Annotated in this window: 16 protein-coding genes and 1 pseudogene; 15 read left to right on the top strand and 2 right to left on the bottom strand. The window is 59.4% G+C overall.

What is annotated here, in order from left to right:
* Positions 1–47 precede the first annotated feature (47 nt).
* The gene (locus HHL22_RS15835) at positions 48–632 is read right to left on the bottom strand and encodes a glutathione peroxidase (protein WP_169532308.1); all 585 of its coding nucleotides are present in this window, start codon (positions 630–632) and stop codon (positions 48–50) included.
* A gap of 925 nt (positions 633–1,557) precedes the next feature.
* Here HHL22_RS15835 and HHL22_RS15830 point away from each other — a divergent pair.
* From HHL22_RS15830 to HHL22_RS15770, 13 genes and pseudogenes are all read left to right on the top strand, one after another.
* Complete coding sequence (locus HHL22_RS15830; protein WP_169532307.1) at positions 1,558–2,142, top strand: histidine phosphatase family protein; 585 nt, start codon at positions 1,558–1,560, stop codon at positions 2,140–2,142.
* A 178-nt stretch (positions 2,143–2,320) separates the two neighbouring features.
* On the top strand, positions 2,321–3,481 hold the full coding sequence (locus HHL22_RS15825) for an acyltransferase family protein (protein WP_169532306.1): 1,161 nt from the start codon (positions 2,321–2,323) through the stop codon (positions 3,479–3,481).
* Between the two features lie 170 nt (positions 3,482–3,651).
* Positions 3,652–4,263: a DUF4136 domain-containing protein gene (locus tag HHL22_RS15820; protein ID WP_169532305.1), complete on the top strand. Its 612-nt coding sequence runs from the start codon at positions 3,652–3,654 to the stop codon at positions 4,261–4,263.
* Between the two features lie 99 nt (positions 4,264–4,362).
* Positions 4,363–4,740 (top strand): annotated as a pseudogene (locus tag HHL22_RS15815) (NADH-quinone oxidoreductase subunit A); the annotation flags it as partial.
* Positions 4,741–4,933: 193 nt separating this feature from the next.
* Entirely contained in the window at positions 4,934–5,488 is a 555-nt protein-coding gene (locus HHL22_RS15810) for an NADH-quinone oxidoreductase subunit B (protein WP_195809295.1), read from the top strand.
* 73 nt (positions 5,489–5,561) lie between these two features.
* Positions 5,562–6,131, top strand: coding sequence for an NADH-quinone oxidoreductase subunit C (locus HHL22_RS15805; protein ID WP_169532303.1), 570 nt, complete (start codon positions 5,562–5,564; stop codon positions 6,129–6,131).
* A 108-nt stretch (positions 6,132–6,239) separates the two neighbouring features.
* Positions 6,240–7,502 carry an NADH-quinone oxidoreductase subunit D gene (locus HHL22_RS15800; RefSeq protein WP_169532302.1) on the top strand — a complete coding sequence of 421 codons (1,263 nt, stop codon included), beginning with the start codon at positions 6,240–6,242 and terminating at the stop codon, positions 7,500–7,502.
* A gap of 21 nt (positions 7,503–7,523) precedes the next feature.
* Complete coding sequence (locus HHL22_RS15795) at positions 7,524–8,093, top strand: NADH-quinone oxidoreductase subunit NuoE family protein (protein WP_169532301.1); 570 nt, start codon at positions 7,524–7,526, stop codon at positions 8,091–8,093.
* Between the two features lie 12 nt (positions 8,094–8,105).
* Positions 8,106–9,443, top strand: coding sequence for an NADH-quinone oxidoreductase subunit NuoF (gene nuoF, locus HHL22_RS15790; RefSeq protein ID WP_169532300.1), 1,338 nt, complete (start codon positions 8,106–8,108; stop codon positions 9,441–9,443).
* A 116-nt stretch (positions 9,444–9,559) separates the two neighbouring features.
* Positions 9,560–10,576 (top strand): 2Fe-2S iron-sulfur cluster-binding protein, encoded by a 1,017-nt coding sequence (locus tag HHL22_RS15785; protein ID WP_169532299.1) that lies wholly within the window; start codon positions 9,560–9,562, stop codon positions 10,574–10,576.
* 52 nt (positions 10,577–10,628) lie between these two features.
* A complete protein-coding gene (nuoH, locus tag HHL22_RS15780; RefSeq protein WP_169532298.1) occupies positions 10,629–11,750 on the top strand; it encodes an NADH-quinone oxidoreductase subunit NuoH in 1,122 nt (373 codons plus the stop codon).
* Between the two features lie 59 nt (positions 11,751–11,809).
* Positions 11,810–12,337: a NuoI/complex I 23 kDa subunit family protein gene (locus HHL22_RS15775; protein WP_206680728.1), complete on the top strand. Its 528-nt coding sequence runs from the start codon at positions 11,810–11,812 to the stop codon at positions 12,335–12,337.
* A 74-nt stretch (positions 12,338–12,411) separates the two neighbouring features.
* Positions 12,412–12,918, top strand: a complete 507-nt coding sequence (locus tag HHL22_RS15770; RefSeq protein WP_169532296.1) for an NADH-quinone oxidoreductase subunit J family protein — start codon at positions 12,412–12,414, stop codon at positions 12,916–12,918.
* Positions 12,919–12,993: 75 nt separating this feature from the next.
* Here the strand turns inward: HHL22_RS15770 and aspS are convergent, their stop codons facing one another.
* A complete protein-coding gene (aspS, locus tag HHL22_RS15765) occupies positions 12,994–14,757 on the bottom strand; it encodes an aspartate--tRNA ligase (protein WP_169532295.1) in 1,764 nt (587 codons plus the stop codon).
* A gap of 254 nt (positions 14,758–15,011) precedes the next feature.
* Here aspS and HHL22_RS15760 point away from each other — a divergent pair, with 254 nt between their 5' ends.
* Positions 15,012–15,449, top strand: coding sequence for a T9SS type A sorting domain-containing protein (locus HHL22_RS15760; protein ID WP_169532294.1), 438 nt, complete (start codon positions 15,012–15,014; stop codon positions 15,447–15,449).
* Between the two features lie 67 nt (positions 15,450–15,516).
* Positions 15,517–16,065, top strand: coding sequence for a hypothetical protein (locus HHL22_RS15755; protein ID WP_169532293.1), 549 nt, complete (start codon positions 15,517–15,519; stop codon positions 16,063–16,065).
* Positions 16,066–16,107: the final 42 nt, after the last annotated feature.

Raw genomic sequence — 16,107 nt, 5'->3', positions numbered from 1 at the left:
ATGGCGAGGGTCGGTGACCAGCTAGCGGGCGGTCCTCCCCCACTCCTTCACAGGTAGCGCGTGACGGCCTCGCTCAGGGGCGACACGGCGGGGCCGAAGTAGGCGCGCAGGCGGCCCTGCTCATCCACGAGGTACTTGGCGAAGTTCCACACCGGGGGCTGCTGGTTCCAGCCGTTTTGGGCGGGGTCGGTGAGCCACTGGTAGACGGGGTTTTGGCCGGGCTGCCTGACAACCACGCTCTTTTTGAGCAGCGGAAACGACACGCCGAAGTTGAGTTGGCAGAACTGCTGAATGGTCACGTCGTCGGCCTTTTCCTGACCGGCGAAGTCGTTGGCCGGGAAGCCCAGTACCACCAGCTGCTCGGGGTAGCGCTCGGCCAGCTGCTGCAGCTCGGCGTACTGGCTGGTGTAGCCGCAGCCCGAGGCCGTGTTCACCAGCAGCACCTGCTTGCCGCGTAGGCTGGCAAAGTCCAGGGGCTGACCGCCGCTGAGCTGCCCGCCCAGCTGGTAGAACGAGTGCGGCGGGGCGGCCGGGGCCGGGCTGGCAAGCACCTGCCCGTTGGGACCGGCTTTGGAGAGCTTCATTATCAGCGGGTACAGGAAGCGGGTGAATTTTTGGCGAAAAGAAGACATGGTTTAGAGAACTTACAAGGTGGTTGTCAGGCTGCGCTTGCCGAAGCAGCTCTGCCGCGCTGCCTAGGGTCGGTTAGGCCGTCAAGCAACGAAGCGGTAGAGTTGCTTCGGCAAGCGCAGCCTGACCGGCTTTGTTTTAAAGCAGGCGCGGCAATTTCGCTACCTGCCGGCGGAGACGGTGAGGAACTGGTGCATGCTCAGGCACGGCCAGAACTTGGCGCGAGTATTCACGAGCTGGCTGGCGGCCTGCTGGGTCGCTGGCAGTCATGAGGATGACGCCCACGGTGGCGGTCGAGGCTAGGGAGATTAGTGAGGCAAATCAGGAAGGGGGGGCAACTACTTTTCGACATCAGCCAGAGCTGCCAGCCCGGTAGCCGGCCGGCCTGGCTACTGCTGGGACCGAAAGCCTGCTACTTGGCCAGCCTGCGCCTACTCGCCCCCAATCAAGTGCGGGCCGGCGACCTGGCGTACTCGCCATTAGTGGGTGGGCGCTGGTGCTACCTGGCGCGGTGCCTGCTTGCGCCGAGTAGTTAGCTGATGCTAGGCCGCGCAAATGCTCTCGGAGCTGCTGCCCCACAGTGGCACGTTTACCAGCTCGCACGAGGACTGGCTAGGGGTAGCCAGCCACTTCGATAGGTATTTCCGATGCTGCTGCGCCCTAGGCTACAGCTCCCCCGTCAGCTTGAAGCTGATTTGCGGCATTATTTACCCCAACTCGCTAGTCGTTTTTAGTAAACGGCCCGGCTCACTAAGCCGGGCTAGCCCGGCAGCTTAAGATTCTGCTTGGCTGCGCTCAATCAGCTTAGTTGCATGTAGCGAGGCGCCCACTTGCCGGTTGGTTTTTGTTTCAATACCTTCCTCGCTGGCGCGCCGCCAACCTTTTCTGCTACCTCGGCCTTATTCTTGCCGATTCTTTCCAGCTCCAATGCCCGAAACCACTAGCTACGACACCCTGCCCGCCCCACTGGGCCCGGTGCTGCCGCCCGAAGCCGCCGCGCCGCCGGTGCTGCGAGTCGTCATTATCCGCCACGGCGAGAAGCCCGCCGAGGGCGATAACCTCTCCTGCGCTGGTCTCAACCGGGCGCTGGCCCTGCCCGCCGTGCTCGACCAGCTGCTGCCCGCCCCGCCCACTTACACCTACGTGCCCATCATCGGCACCAACGACGACAGTACCAGCCAGGCCCGGATGTTCCAGACCGTGACGCCCTATGCCGTGCGCCACAACCTGTGCGTGAACAGCGACTACGCGGTGGAAGACGCCAAAGGCCTAGCTCATGAGCTGCGCCGCCAGCGCGGCACCGCCCTGCTCGTGTGGGAGCACAACAATATTCCGCGCATTGCCAAACGGCTAGGCATCAAGCACCCACCCAAGTGGCCCGACGCCGACTTCGACAGCATCTGGCTTATTGAGTTTCACGGCGGCGGCGCCAAAGGCAAGGCCAAGCGCCCCACCCTCACCATCACTCAGGAGCGCATTCAGCCGGCCACCACCTATCCGGCTACTTGGTAGGCTACCGCGCGCCGATGGCGTAATCCGCCAGCGTAGGTACTACTCTTGCTTCCTCATGCGCCTCGGCCAGCCTACTAGCGTGCTAGGGTAGAGGCAGTAGCGCAGCTTGTTTTTGCCTCCTACTTAGCGGCTGGGTGGGGCAGGGCCCTGCTACCTTGCCAGCCCCAGTCTACCCGCTATGCAGCCAGCTCCTACGCTTCCTACCAAGCCTCACTACCCTATTCTCGATGGCTTACGCGGCGTGGCAGCCCTCATGGTAGTGGCCTTTCACCTGTTTGAGGCGCACGCCACCAGTCACCAAGACCAGCTTATCAACCACGGCTACCTGGCGGTTGACTTCTTCTTTCTGCTCTCGGGCTTCGTCATCGGCTACGCCTACGACGACCGCTGGAACCGCATGAGCGTGGGCAGTTTCTTCCGGCGCCGGCTGGTGCGCCTGCAGCCGATGGTGGTGTTTGGCACGGTGGTGGGCGCGCTGCTGTACTACTTCCAGGTGTCGGCCCTGTGGCCGGCCATTGGCCAAACGCCGGTTTGGAAAGTTTTGCTGCTAACGGTCCTAGGGTCGCTGATGCTACCCGCACCGCTCGCGCTGGATATTCGGGGCTGGCAGGAAACTTACCCGCTCAACGGCCCCGGCTGGTCGCTGATGTACGAGTACGTCGCCAATATTTTGTACGCCGTGCTCGTGCGCAAATTTTCGAAGCTGGCCCTAGGGGTGCTGGTGGCGTTGGCGGCCGCTGCCCTGCTGCACCTACTGCTCACGCGCCCCGAGGGCGACATTGTGGGCGGCTGGTCGCCCGAGCTAGGGCAGGTGCGCATTGGCCTCATTAGGGTTATGTATCCCTTTTTCGCCGGCCTGCTGCTATTCCGCACCGTGAAGCCCGGCCGGGTCAACCACGCCTTTGGGTGGAGCAGCCTGCTGGTAGTGGCCGTGCTGGCCATGCCGCGCCTAGGGGGTCTAGGGCGCCCGTGGGTAAATGGGCTCTACGAGTCGCTTAGCATCATCCTGGTTTTCCCGCTCATCGTTCTGCTCGGCGCCAGCGGCGAGCTGATAGCGCCTTACACTAGGAAGCTATGTAAGTTTCTGGGGGCTATTTCGTATCCCCTCTACATCACGCATTATCCCTTAATTTATAGCTACACGGCTTGGGTATACGACCACAAGGTGACGCTACGAGATGGGCTGCCGGTGGCGGCGCTCACCTTTTTTAGTGCCCTTGCGCTCGCCTACGCCGCCCTGAAATTGTACGACGAGCCAGTGCGGGCCTGGCTTCAAAAAAAGCTCGTGGCGGCGTCCGCGGTGCCGGGCAGCCCCCAACCGGGCGTGGCGGGGCCCTAGCCGCGGCCGGGCACGGGCAACTGCCCCTAGGGGGCTAATGCAGGCAAATCTTATTAAGCTGAACAATAGAGCACTTATGCAGGAAGCTGTGTAACTTAGGGGGGTTGATTGTAATTTCTACGTTACTACCTATGAAACCCACCCTTACGCTGCTTTTTTGTTTTTTTAGTTTGGCACTGCTATCGGGCTGCCTCACCTCCCGCGAGGCGCGGGTCGAATCCAACTACAGCTACCGGGGCCGCTTCCGGCACTACCGCACCTACGGCTTTTTGGGTGGCGAGGGCCTCATGGCCGACAGCACCCGCCTCTCGCAGTCGCTGCGCGATGCTATCAAGCAACGGCTGCGGCTGCAGGGCTACCGCCTGGCCCGCCGCAACCCCGACCTGATGGTGAGCGTGCGCGTATTCGAGGGCGACATGCACTTCCCCGGCTTTGTGCAGGAAGACCTGCACTCGTGGGTGAAATACAACGACGCGGAGGACGAGGAAACCCCCGAGGAGTCCCGCCACGGCTACCAGCCCCGGCGCATGCTGCTGCTCGACGGCACCCTCATGGTCACGCTCATCGATGCTCACACCGACAACGCCATCTGGAACGGCTACGCTTCGGGCGTGACCGTGCCCGAGGGCCCGCGGGGCGAGTACGTGCTGGTGCGCTCGGTGCGCTCCATCTTCGACCGCTACCGCATCTTCACCGAGAACTACCTGCAGGGCAACCAGCAGCCAGATGGGGCTATGAACGAAACTCCCGGCCCCCCAGCTGCCCCCGCCGACCAGCGTTAGAGAACGGTCCTTTTAGCCCTGGTTTTTTCACCCAACCGGGCGCCGGTGTACCTTTGCCCGTCCCGCCTGCTGGGGCTTCCCACTAACTAGCTGACTCCTATGCTACTCGTTGCTAACGCCGCGTACCAGCCCAGTGACTACCTACCCATTCTCATTCAGTTTGGGTTGGCCATAGCTTTCGTAGCCTTTGCCATGATTGTATCGCACCTTGTGGGCCCACGCCGCAAAAGCCGCGTAAAGGACGAGGCATTCGAGTGCGGTATCGAAAGCGTGGGCAATGCCCGCACGCCCATCTCGGTGAAGTACTTTCTCACGGCCATTCTGTTCGTGCTTTTCGACGTGGAGGTGATTTTTATGTACCCCTGGGCGGTCAACTTCCGGCAGTTGGGTTTGGCTGGTATCGTCGAGATGTTCATTTTCATGGGGCTGCTGCTGGCAGGCTTCGGCTACGTCATCAAAAAAGGCATTCTGCGCTGGAATGAGGCCCCTTCGGCGCAAACTTTCGCGGCGCCAGCGGCGTTGCAGAAGCAGCCCGTTGAGACTGCCCAGGCAGCCTAGGCCAGCTGTCAGCCATCCATTATCAGTTATCGCTTGCAGCCTGCTTTGGCCTGCTACCCAAGCCCCGACTGATAGGAGCTGACGACTGATAACCGTTAATTGATAATTGAAAATGGATACCCGCGTTCCTGAAATCAAAACCGTTGCCGCTCCCGATGGCGTGGAAGGCGCCGGCTTCTTTGCCACCTCGCTCGAGAAGGTAGTGGGCATTGCCCGCGCCAACTCGCTCTGGCCCCTGCCCTTTGCTACCTCGTGCTGCGGCATTGAGTTTATGGCCACCATGGGCGCGCACTACGACATCTCGCGCTTCGGCTCGGAGCGGCCCAGCTTCTCGCCTCGGCAGGCCGACCTGCTGATGGTAATGGGCACCATTGCCAAGAAAATGGCCCCCATCGTGAAGCAAGTGTACGAACAGATGGCCGAGCCCCGCTGGGTGCTGGCGATGGGCGCCTGCGCATCGTCGGGCGGCATCTTCGACAGCTACTCGGTGCTGCAAGGCATCGACCGCATCATTCCGGTGGATGTGTACATTCCGGGCTGCCCACCCCGCCCCGAGCAGGTGCTCGACGGCCTGATGCGCATTCAGGATTTGGCCAAGAACGAGAGCATCCGCCGTCGCAACTCGCCCGAATACCAGGAGTTGCTGGCATCCTATAATATTAAGTAACAAGCAAAAAAGGCGGTCATGCTTCGGCAAGCGTACGCCAGATGAAGCCTGACCGCCTTTTTTGATAAGAATAATGGCTGACCCCACCAAAGAAGAATCGCCCGTAGCCCAGGCCGAGGCTGCCACCCAGGACCCTACCGCGCAGCAAAATGCGCAGGTACTGGCCCTGCTGCACAAGCTGTTTGGTGAAGCCACCTTTACGGAGGTAGCCGAGCCCTACGGTTTGCTAACGGTAACGACCAAGCGCGAGCATATTCACAACATCATAGCTGGCTTGCAGCAAGACCAGGAGTTGATGTTTCACTTCCTGACCACGATGTGCGGGATTCACTACCCCGAGAACCTGAACCAGGAGCTTGGGATGATATACCACCTGCACAGCCTGGTGCATAATATCCGGCTGCGCATCAAGATTTTCTTTCCCATCGCCGACCCGGTGGTGCCTACCATCACCGACCTGTACGCTACCGCTAACTGGATGGAGCGCGAGGCCTATGATTTTTACGGCGTTATCTTCCCCGGCCACCCCAATTTGATTCGAATTCTGAACGTAGAGGATATGGACTACCATCCCATGCGTAAAGAATACCCCCTAGAAGACGGCACCCGCGAGGACAAAACGGACTTGTTCTTCGGACGGTAGTTTTCAGAGCTTAGAAGGGCAAGCTTAGAACGTAGAATAGGTTCTGGCTTTCCATTTTTTTCATATCAAAATCTAAGCTCTAAGTTCTAGGTTCTAAGCTCTGAAACCATGGCAGTGAATGACGCCCTAGCTGGCACCCACAAGATTATCGAAGAAGCCCGCGAGCAGCAGGGCGGGCAGTTGGTGCCCACCCTCAACGACTTCTCGCAGGAGCTAACGACCCTCAACCTAGGGCCCACGCACCCGGCCACGCACGGTATCTTCCAAAACATCCTGCAAATGGATGGCGAACGGATTATTTCGGGTGTGTCCACGATTGGCTACATCCACCGGGCATTTGAGAAGATTGCCGAGCGGCGGCCATTCTACCAAATTACACCGCTGACGGACCGCATGAACTACTGCTCCAGCCCCATTAACAACATGGGCTGGCACATGACGGTGGAGAAGCTCCTAGGGGTACAGGTGCCCAAAAGAGCCCAGTACATGCGCGTGATTATGATGGAGCTGGCCCGCATTGCTGACCACCTCATCTGCAATTCCATTCTGGGAGTGGATACGGGCGCTTTCACCGGCTTCCTCTACGTGTTCCAAGAACGCGAGAAGATTTACGAGATTTACGAGGAGGTGTGCGGCTCGCGCCTGACTACCAACATGGGCCGCGTGGGCGGTATGGAGCGCGACTTCTCGCCCGTGGCGCTGCAAAAACTGCGCAAGTGGCTCAAGGAGTTTCCGGCCGTGATGCGCGAGTTTGAGTCTATGTTCACGCGCAACCGCATTTTCATGGACCGCATCAGCAACGTGGGGCCCATCTCGGCCGAGCGGGCGCTCAACTACGGCTTCACTGGCCCCAACCTGCGGGCGGCGGGCGTGGACTACGACGTGCGGGTGATGAACCCCTACTCCTCGTATGAGGATTTCGAGTTTGATATTCCGGTGGGCACCAACGGCGATACCTACGACCGATTTATCGTGCGCAACGAGGAAATCTGGCAGAGCCTGCGCATCATCAACCAGGCGCTAGACAACCTGCCCGAGGGCCCTTTCCACGCCGATGCGCCGCACTATTACCTGCCCCCCAAGCAGGCCGTGTATAAGAACATGGAGGCGCTTATCTACCACTTCAAAATCATCATGGGTGAGATTGAAGCCCCAGTGGGCGAGGTCTACCACTCGGTAGAGGGCGGCAACGGCGAGTTGGGCTTTTATCTGGTTTCAGACGGTGGGCGCACGCCCTACCGTCTGCACTTCCGCCGGCCGTGCTTCATCTACTACCAGGCTTACCCCGAAATGGTAGTGGGCACCAGCCTCTCAGATGCGATTGTTATTTTGAGTTCGATGAACGTGATTGCCGGCGAGTTGGACGCCTAGCCCCCGCCGCTTAAGAAACCTATGGAGCCGACTACCGCTGCCAAGCCGCAATTTTCGCCCGCCGCCCAAGCTGAAATTAAGCGCCTGCTCACGCATTATCCCGACGACCGCCGTAAGTCGGCCTTGCTGCCGGTGCTACACATTGCCCAGGCCGAGTTTGGCGGCTGGGTAAGCCCCGAGGTGCAGGACCTGGTGGCCGAAGTGCTGGACCTCAAGCCTATTGAGGTATATGAGGTGAGCACATTCTACACTATGTTCAACCTCAAGCCGGTGGGCAAGCACGTGATTGAAATCTGCCGCACCGGCCCCTGCATGCTGCGCGGCTCTGACGAGCTGACGGCCCAGTTGGAGCGCCTAACGGGTGCCAAAGTAGGCGGTAACTCGCCCGATGGCAACTTCACCCTTAAGGAAGTAGAGTGCCTGGCGGCTTGCGGCTTTGCGCCGGTGGTGCAGGTGCGCGAGCAGTACTACGAGTCGCTCGACACGCCCGAGGCAGTGGATGCCATGCTACGCGAGTTGCGCGGCATGGTGCACCGCCCCATCCTGCCGTGGGAGGAGAACGGGCTGCCGACTTCCTTGCAAAACAATTAGATAGCGAATACTATGGGACGCAAGCTATTAACTGAACACGTCAACGTTGAAGGCATCGAAACCTTCAAGGTGTATCGCCAGCACGGGGGCTACCGCGCCGTGGAGAAGGCGCTGAAAATGATGCCCGAAGAAGTGGTAGAGGAAGTAAAGAAGTCGGGCCTGCGTGGGCGCGGCGGCGCGGGCTTCCCCACTGGCATGAAGTGGAGCTTCCTGGCCAAGCCCGAGGGTGTGCCGCGCTACCTGGTGTGCAACGCCGACGAAAGCGAGCCGGGCACCTTCAAGGACCGCTACCTGATGTCGAAGCTGCCGCACCTGCTCATTGAGGGCATGATTGCCGGCAGCTATGCCCTAGGGGCGCGCACGAGCTACATTTACATCCGCGGCGAGTTGCTGTACGTGCTGCGCATTCTGGAAAAGGCAATTGCCGAGGCGTACGCCAACGGTTTCTTGGGCGAGAATATTCAAGGCTCGGGCTACTCGCTGGACTTACACGTGCATCCGGGTGGCGGCGCCTACATCTGCGGCGAAGAAACGGCCCTGCTGGAATCATTGGAAGGCAAGCGCGGCAACCCGCGCAACAAGCCGCCGTTTCCGGCTGTGCAGGGCCTGTACGCCCGCCCCACGGTGGTTAATAATGTAGAAAGCATCGCGGCCGTGGTGCCCATCCTCAACCTAGGGGGGGATGAGTACGCCAAGATTGGCGTAGGCAAAAGCACGGGCACCAAGCTGTTCTCGGCTTGCGGCCACCTCAATAAACCCGGCATCTACGAGTTGGAGTTGGGCGTGCCGGTAGAGGAGTTTATTTACTCCGACGAATACTGCGGCGGCATCTGGAAAGGCCGGGAGCTAAAGGCGGTAGTAGCCGGGGGCTCATCGGTGCCGATTTTACCGAAGGAGCTAATCCTCAAGACTGCCGCGGGCGAAAACCGCCTGATGACCTACGAGTCGCTTAGCGATGGGGGCTTCGTGACGGGTACTATGCTGGGCTCAGGGGGCTTTATTGCGATGGATGAAACGACGTGCATCGTGAAGAACACCTGGAATTTCTCGCGCTTCTACCACCACGAAAGCTGCGGGCAGTGCTCGCCTTGCCGCGAAGGCACCGGCTGGCTCGAAAAAGTATTGCACCGCCTGGAGCACGGCCACGGCTCGATGCACGACATCGACCTGATTGTGAGCGTGGCCAAGCAGATTGAGGGCAATACTATTTGCCCCCTAGGGGAGGCAGCTGCCTGGCCGGTAGCCGCCGCCGTGCGCCACTTCCGCGACGAGTTTGAGTGGCACGTGACGCACCCCAAGGAGGCTACCGCGCCGGGCGCCGCTTACCGTGGCAATCTGGTGCTAGCGTAGTTTTGAATTTAGAACGTCCTGCTGAGCTTACCGAAGCATCTTGGCAGAACGACACCCGAACGGCACGGTAGAGATGCTTTGGCAAGCTCAGCAGGACGTTCTTAGTTATCTAACTAATGGCTAAAATAACTTTCGACGGAATTGAGGTAGAAGTGCCCGATGGCACTACCATCCTGAATGCAGCCCGGCAGATTGGGGGTAGCGTGGTGCCGCCCGCCATGTGCTACTACACGCCCCTGAAAGGCAGCGGCGGCAAATGCCGGGCCTGCCTGGTGAAGGTGGCCGCCGGCTCAGCCAAAGACCCGCGTCCCATGCCCAAGCTGGTGGCTTCGTGCATCACGCCGGTGCAGGATGGGATGGTGGTGGAAAACACCACCAACCAGCAGGTGCTCGACGTGCGCAAAGGCATTGTGGAGATGCTGCTCATCAATCACCCGCTTGACTGCCCGGTGTGCGACCAGGCCGGCGAGTGCGACTTGCAGAACTTCGCCTTCGAGCACGGCGTGAGCACCACGCGCTATGAAGAGGAGCGCCGCACGTTCGAGAAAATCGACATTGGCCCCTACATCCAGCTGCACATGACGCGCTGCATCCTGTGCTACCGCTGCGTGTACACGGCCAACCAAGTGACCGACAACCGCGTGCACGGCGTGCTGGGCCGCGGCGACGCCGCCGAGATTGGTACTTACATCGAAAATTCGCTCGATAACGACTTTATCGGCAACGTAATTGACGTCTGCCCGGTGGGCGCACTTACTGACAAAACCTGGCGCTTTAAGTCGCGCGTGTGGTTTACTAAGCCCGTCAATGCCCACCGCGACTGCTCGCACGAGAAGTGCAGCGGCAAGGTAACGCTCTGGTATAAAGGCAAGGACGTGCTGCGCGTAACGGCCCGCAAAGACGAGTACGGCGAGGTGAAGGAGTGGATTTGCAATGAGTGCCGCTTCGAGAGAAAGGAAACGGCCGACTGGATACTGGAAGGCCCGGCCCACATCGACCGCTCGTCGGTTATCTCGGCCAACCACTATGAGCTGCCCGTGCTCAACGCCCAGATTATTGCCGACCTACCCGAAAGCACCGTGCGCGAGCTAGAGCAGAACCCGCCGCTGAAGTTGGGCGGCTTTAATGGATAACTACTAGAACGTCACGCTTCGGCAAGCGCAGCATGACATACGATTATAATAAATGGCTCTCGAAACCCTAGGCTGGCAAGGCCTCGTTATCCTGGTAGTATTCGGCCTCTCGCTGCTGATTGCTACGTATTGTACTTACGCCGAGCGTGTTATCGCGGCTTTCTTGCAAGACCGTGTGGGGCCCGACCGCGCAGGGCCCTACGGCTTAGCGCAGCCCCTGGCCGATGCCGTGAAGATGTTCACTAAGGAAGAATTCTTCCCCGGCGGTGCCAACAAAGCCCTGTTTATTTTCGGCCCTTGCCTGGCCATGGTCACGGCGTTAATGTCGTCGGCCGTTATTCCATTCGGCAACTTCCTCAAGTTTGGCACTACGGTGGTAATGCTGCAAGGCATTGAAATTAACGTAGGCATGCTGTATGTATTTGGCGTAGTGGCACTAGGGGTATACGGCATCATGATTGGCGGCTGGGCTTCTAACAACAAATTTTCGCTGCTGGGCGCCATCCGGGCCGCTTCCCAAAATATCAGCTACGAGCTAGCAATGGGCCTGGCCCTCATTGCAGTGCTGATGATGTCGGGCACGCTCTCGCTGCGCGAAATCACGCTGCAGCAATCAGTACCCGGCGAATGGCACTTCTGGAATATCGTGAAGCAACCCCTCGGCTTCATCATTTTCCTGGTGTGCGCCTTCGCCGAAACCAACCGCACGCCCTTCGACCTGCCCGAGTGCGAAACTGAGCTGGTAGGCGGCTACCACACCGAGTATAGTTCGATGAAGCTCGGCCTGTACCTGTTCGCCGAATATATTAACGTCTTCGTGGCCTCGGCCGTGATGAGCGTCTTGTACTTCGGGGGGTTCAATTTTCCGTTTCAGTACGAGTTGAGCGAGTGGCTGCATACCTCGCGCGGCATGTCGGTTGATGCGGCGCAGAACATTATTTCCATTCTGGGCGCAGTAGGCTTCTTCTTGAAGATTTTTGCCTTCATTTTCTTTTTCATGTGGGTGCGTTGGACGCTGCCGCGCTTCCGCTACGACCAGCTGATGCGCCTGGGCTGGACCATCCTCATTCCGCTGGCCATCTTCAATATCCTGCTCACGGGCGGCCTTATCTTCACTGGGGTTATTCCCGAGGTGAAGCAGTGGTGGCTGGCCTCGGGCATGGCCGTGCGCTAATTTGATTATTTCTTATGCAATCGCTGAGCAAACGCGCTAAAGTACTAGAAAAGAAGCCGATGACGCTCGCTGAGCGCGCCTATCTGCCGGCTATTTTCCAGGGCTTGAGCATTACGATGCGGCACTTCTTCATGAAGAAGGCCACCATTCGCTACCCCGAAGAAACGCGCCCCTTCTCGCCGGTTTTCCGTGGCTTGCACGTGCTGAAGCGCGACGAACAGGGCCGCGAGCGTTGCACGGCCTGCGGGCTGTGCGCCGTGGCCTGCCCCGCCGAAGCCATTACGATGGTAGCCGGCGAGCGCAAGAAAGGCGAGCAGAACCTTTACCGCGAAGAGAAGTACGCCGTTAGCTACGAGATTAATATGCTGCGCTGCATATTCTGCGGTCTCTGTGAGGAGGCTTGCCCGAAGGCGGCTATTTACCTGCAAGCCGACAAAATGGCGCCGCCGCGCTACGAGCGCGACGAGTTCATCTACGGCAAAGACCGCTTGGTAGAGCCCGCCGACCCCGACAAACGCAGCAAGCGTGGTATCCAGCTCACGCCCGAGCAAGCCAGCTCGCTGAAAGTGCAGCTGCAAACGGCGTAACTACTCTGTAGCGCGGGCTTTTAGTCCGCTACTTTACTTATTCTCTCTCGCGGGCTAAAAGTCCGCGCTACAGCATGTCCCTCTTTCTCTTTCTTTGCTTTGTTGCACTGCTGAGCGCCCTAGGGGTGGTGCTGGCTAAAAACCCGGTACACAGCGTGTTATTCCTCATCCTGACGTTCTTCACTCTATCGGCCCACTACCTGCTGCTTAACGCGCAGTTCTTGGCCGCCGTGAACATCATCGTGTACGCTGGAGCCATTATGGTGCTCTTCCTGTTCGTGATTATGTTCTTGAACCTCAATGAGGACACCGAGCCGCACAAGCCGGCGCTGGCTCAGATTTCAGCCGCCATTGCCGGAGGCTTGCTGCTACTCGTGATGGTAGCAGCGCTGCACAACGTGCAGCCCGCTGGCTACAACGCCGACACTTTCGACTCGCAGGTAGGCATGGTCAACCGCCTAGGGCTAGTGCTGTTCAAAGAGTACTCGCTGCCCTTCGAGTTAGCTTCCATCCTACTGCTCACGGCGCTAGTGGGCTCGGTCATGTTAGGCAAGCGCGAAACGGGCGAGCGGAATTTCTAACCCGATTTCTACAGAAACGAAAGCGGCGCCTGATGCATCAGGCGCCGCTTTCGTTTTTACGAGTGGTAGCTACGCTTACTTCGCTACTACATCCGTCTTAATACTTAGCTCTGTGAGTTGCTTGCCCGAAATCGGTGAGGGCGAATCAATCATCACGTCGCGGCCCGAGTTGTTTTTGGGGAAGGCGATGAAGTCACGGATGCTATCGGCACCGCCGAAGAGCGAGCACAGGCGGTCAAAGCCGAAGGCGATGCCACCGTGGGGCGGTGCGCCGTACTCGAAGGCATCGAGCAGGAAGCCAAACTGGGCCTGGGCTTCTTCGGGCGAGAACCCTAGGAGCGCGAACATGCGGGCCTGCACCGCCCGGTCATGAATGCGAATGGAGCCGCCACCTACCTCTACGCCATTGATTACCAAGTCGTAGGCATTGGCGCGGGCCTGGCCGATGGTGGCGGGGTCGTCGAGCAGATGCACGTCCTCGGGTTTGGGCGAGGTGAAGGGATGGTGCATGGCGAAGTAGCGCCCCTCTTCTTCGATGTACTCTAGCAGCGGGAAGTTAACTACCCACAGCGGGGCGAAGGTTTCCTTGTCGCGCAGGCCTAGGCGCTGGCCCATCTCGAGGCGTAACTCGCTGAGCGCCTTGCGGGTTTTATCGGCTGGACCGGCCAGGATGAGCAGCAAGTCGCCGGGCTGGGCGTTGAAGGCAGCCTTCCATTTCTGCAGCTCCTCGGGCGAGTAAAACTTATCGACCGACGATTTTACGCTGCCATCGGGCTCTACGCGGGCATACACGAGGCCGGTAGCGCCGAGCTGCGGCTTTTTCACAAAATTGGTCAGCTCATCTAGTTGCTTGCGGGTGTAAGTGGCGCAGTTGAAGGCGTTGATGCCTACTACCAGCTCGGCGTTATCAAACACCGTAAAGCCTTGGCCTTTAACTACTTCGTTCAGCTCCACAAACTTCATCTCGAAGCGCACGTCAGGCTTGTCGTTGCCATACCAGCGCATGGCGTCGGCGTACTCCATGCGCGGCACGGTGGGGAAGTCTAGGCCCTTAATTTCCTTGAAGAGGTAGCGCACCAGGCCTTCGAAAGTGTTGAGGATATCCTCCTGCTCCACGAAGGCCATTTCGCAGTCAATCTGGGTGAACTCGGGCTGGCGGTCGGCGCGCAGGTCTTCGTCGCGGAAGCACTTCACAATCTGGAAGTAGCGGTCGAAGCCCGACACCATCAGCAACTGCTTGAACGTCTGGGGCGATTGGGGCAGGGCGTAAAACTCGCCGGGGTTCATGCGAGAGGGCACCACGAAATCGCGGGCACCTTCGGGCGTGCTCTTGATGAGCACCGGGGTTTCCACTTCAATAAAGTTTTGGCCGTCGAGGTAACGGCGCACGGCCTGGGCCATGCGGTGGCGCAGCAGTAGGTTGTTGCGCACGGGCGTGCGGCGCAGGTCGAGGTAGCGGTAGCGCATGCGCAGGTCGTCACCACCATCCGTCTCATCCTCAATGAGAAAGGGCGGCAGCTTGGCCGGATTCAGGACCTCCAGCTTCTCAACGCGCACCTCAATGTCGCCGGTGGGCAGGTGCGGGTTTTTGGAGTAGCGCTCGGCTACCCGGCCCGTTACACTGACCACGTATTCGCGGCCTAGCTCGCGGGCCTGCTCGCGCACCGCGTCGCTTTCTACGCCTTCTTCGAGGGCTAGCTGCGTGATGCCGTACCGGTCGCGCAAGTCAACCCACAGGATGCCACCTTTGTCGCGGGTGCGCTGCACCCAGCCCACAAGCGTAACAGTCTGACCTACATTTTCTTGGCGAAGCTCGCCGTTGGTGTGCGTCCTTAACATCGCAGATTTAACGGATTTAACGGATTTCGCGGATACGCCTGTCGGAGGCAGGCTGACTACGCGGATGATTTAGGAGTGAGCGCGGGGCGCAAAATTGGGCGAAGGTACTTCGTTTTTTGGGCTCCAGAAGTTTGGTATGGAGTATGTAAGGAGAGAAAATACGTCCGCGTCCATTCTCAACACCACTCGCGTAGTCAGCTTGGCTTTAGCCAAGCGTATCCACGCAATCCGTTAAATCCGTTAAATCTGCGATTATGAAAGTCCTTCCTACCCTGGCCCTAGGGGCTGCCCTGCTGGCGGCCGGCGCCGCCCAGGCCCAAACCAAAGTCAAGACTAAAACCAAGAGTGACAGCGGCGTAGACGTAAAAACCAAGAGCGAAGCGCCCGCCGTCACGCTCGACGGCCCCATCAAGCGCGTCGAAACGCTCTCGGGCATTGATATTTATCCCAAACCCAATTCTAACAGCGTGCTGCTGAGCTTCACCCAGCAGTTTACCAAGCCCGGCACGCTAGTGATGACTGACTACAAGGACAGGGTGGTGTATCAGCAGGCGCTCGACCCGGCCAACAACACCGGCGCGCCCGTGGACCTAGGGCACATCCAGGCCGGCACCTATCTCATTGAAGCCAAGATAGCTAACTATGTATACTGGAAGAAAGTCCGCATTCGCTACCCTTCGCCGCGGCGCTAGGCCCTAGGCCTTTACCTTGGTTCAGCCCGGCCCGGCTACCCAGCCGGGCCGTACTTTTACCTGCTCTATGAAACTCCTGCTTTCGTTTTGCCTGCTGCTGGCGCTCACCAGCTTTGCCCCGCCCAAACCCAAGCTCACCACCGTAAAGCTGGCGCCGGGCTTGGCCGTGGGCGTGCCCCAAGGCTTCGCGCCGCTGCCCGACGAAGGCATTGCCGTGAAGTTTCCGGCGGCGCGCAAGCCCCTGGCGGTGTTCAGTGACCCCAGCGGGCGCATCGACTACAGCATTTCGGCGCGGCCTACTACGTTTGGGCCCGACTACCCTATTCTGCTGGCCATGTACAAGGCCAGCGTGCAGCGGCTCTATACCAAAGTTGATTTTTTGACCCAGGAAACGCGCAAGGTGAACGGCCGCGAGTTTGCGGTGCTGGAGTTCGTCTCGACCCTGAGCGACAACCGCCGCACGGTGCAGCAGGCCGCCATCCGCAAGTACGAGTACATCCAGTACGCCGTGCAAGGGCAGCAGCTGTACATTTTCTCGTTCTCGGCCCCGGCCGAGGAGCAGGCCAAGTGGCGGCCGATAGCCCAGGCCGCGATGGGCGCCGTGGAGTTGAAGTAGTCAATACTTTGTTTAAAAGAACGTCATGCTGAGCCCCGCGAA

The organism is Hymenobacter polaris (assembly GCF_012927305.1).
GTDB classification, from domain to species: domain Bacteria; phylum Bacteroidota; class Bacteroidia; order Cytophagales; family Hymenobacteraceae; genus Hymenobacter; species Hymenobacter polaris.
Note: the sequence above shows the minus strand (reverse complement) of the source record. Positions and strands in the feature narration are given on the sequence as shown.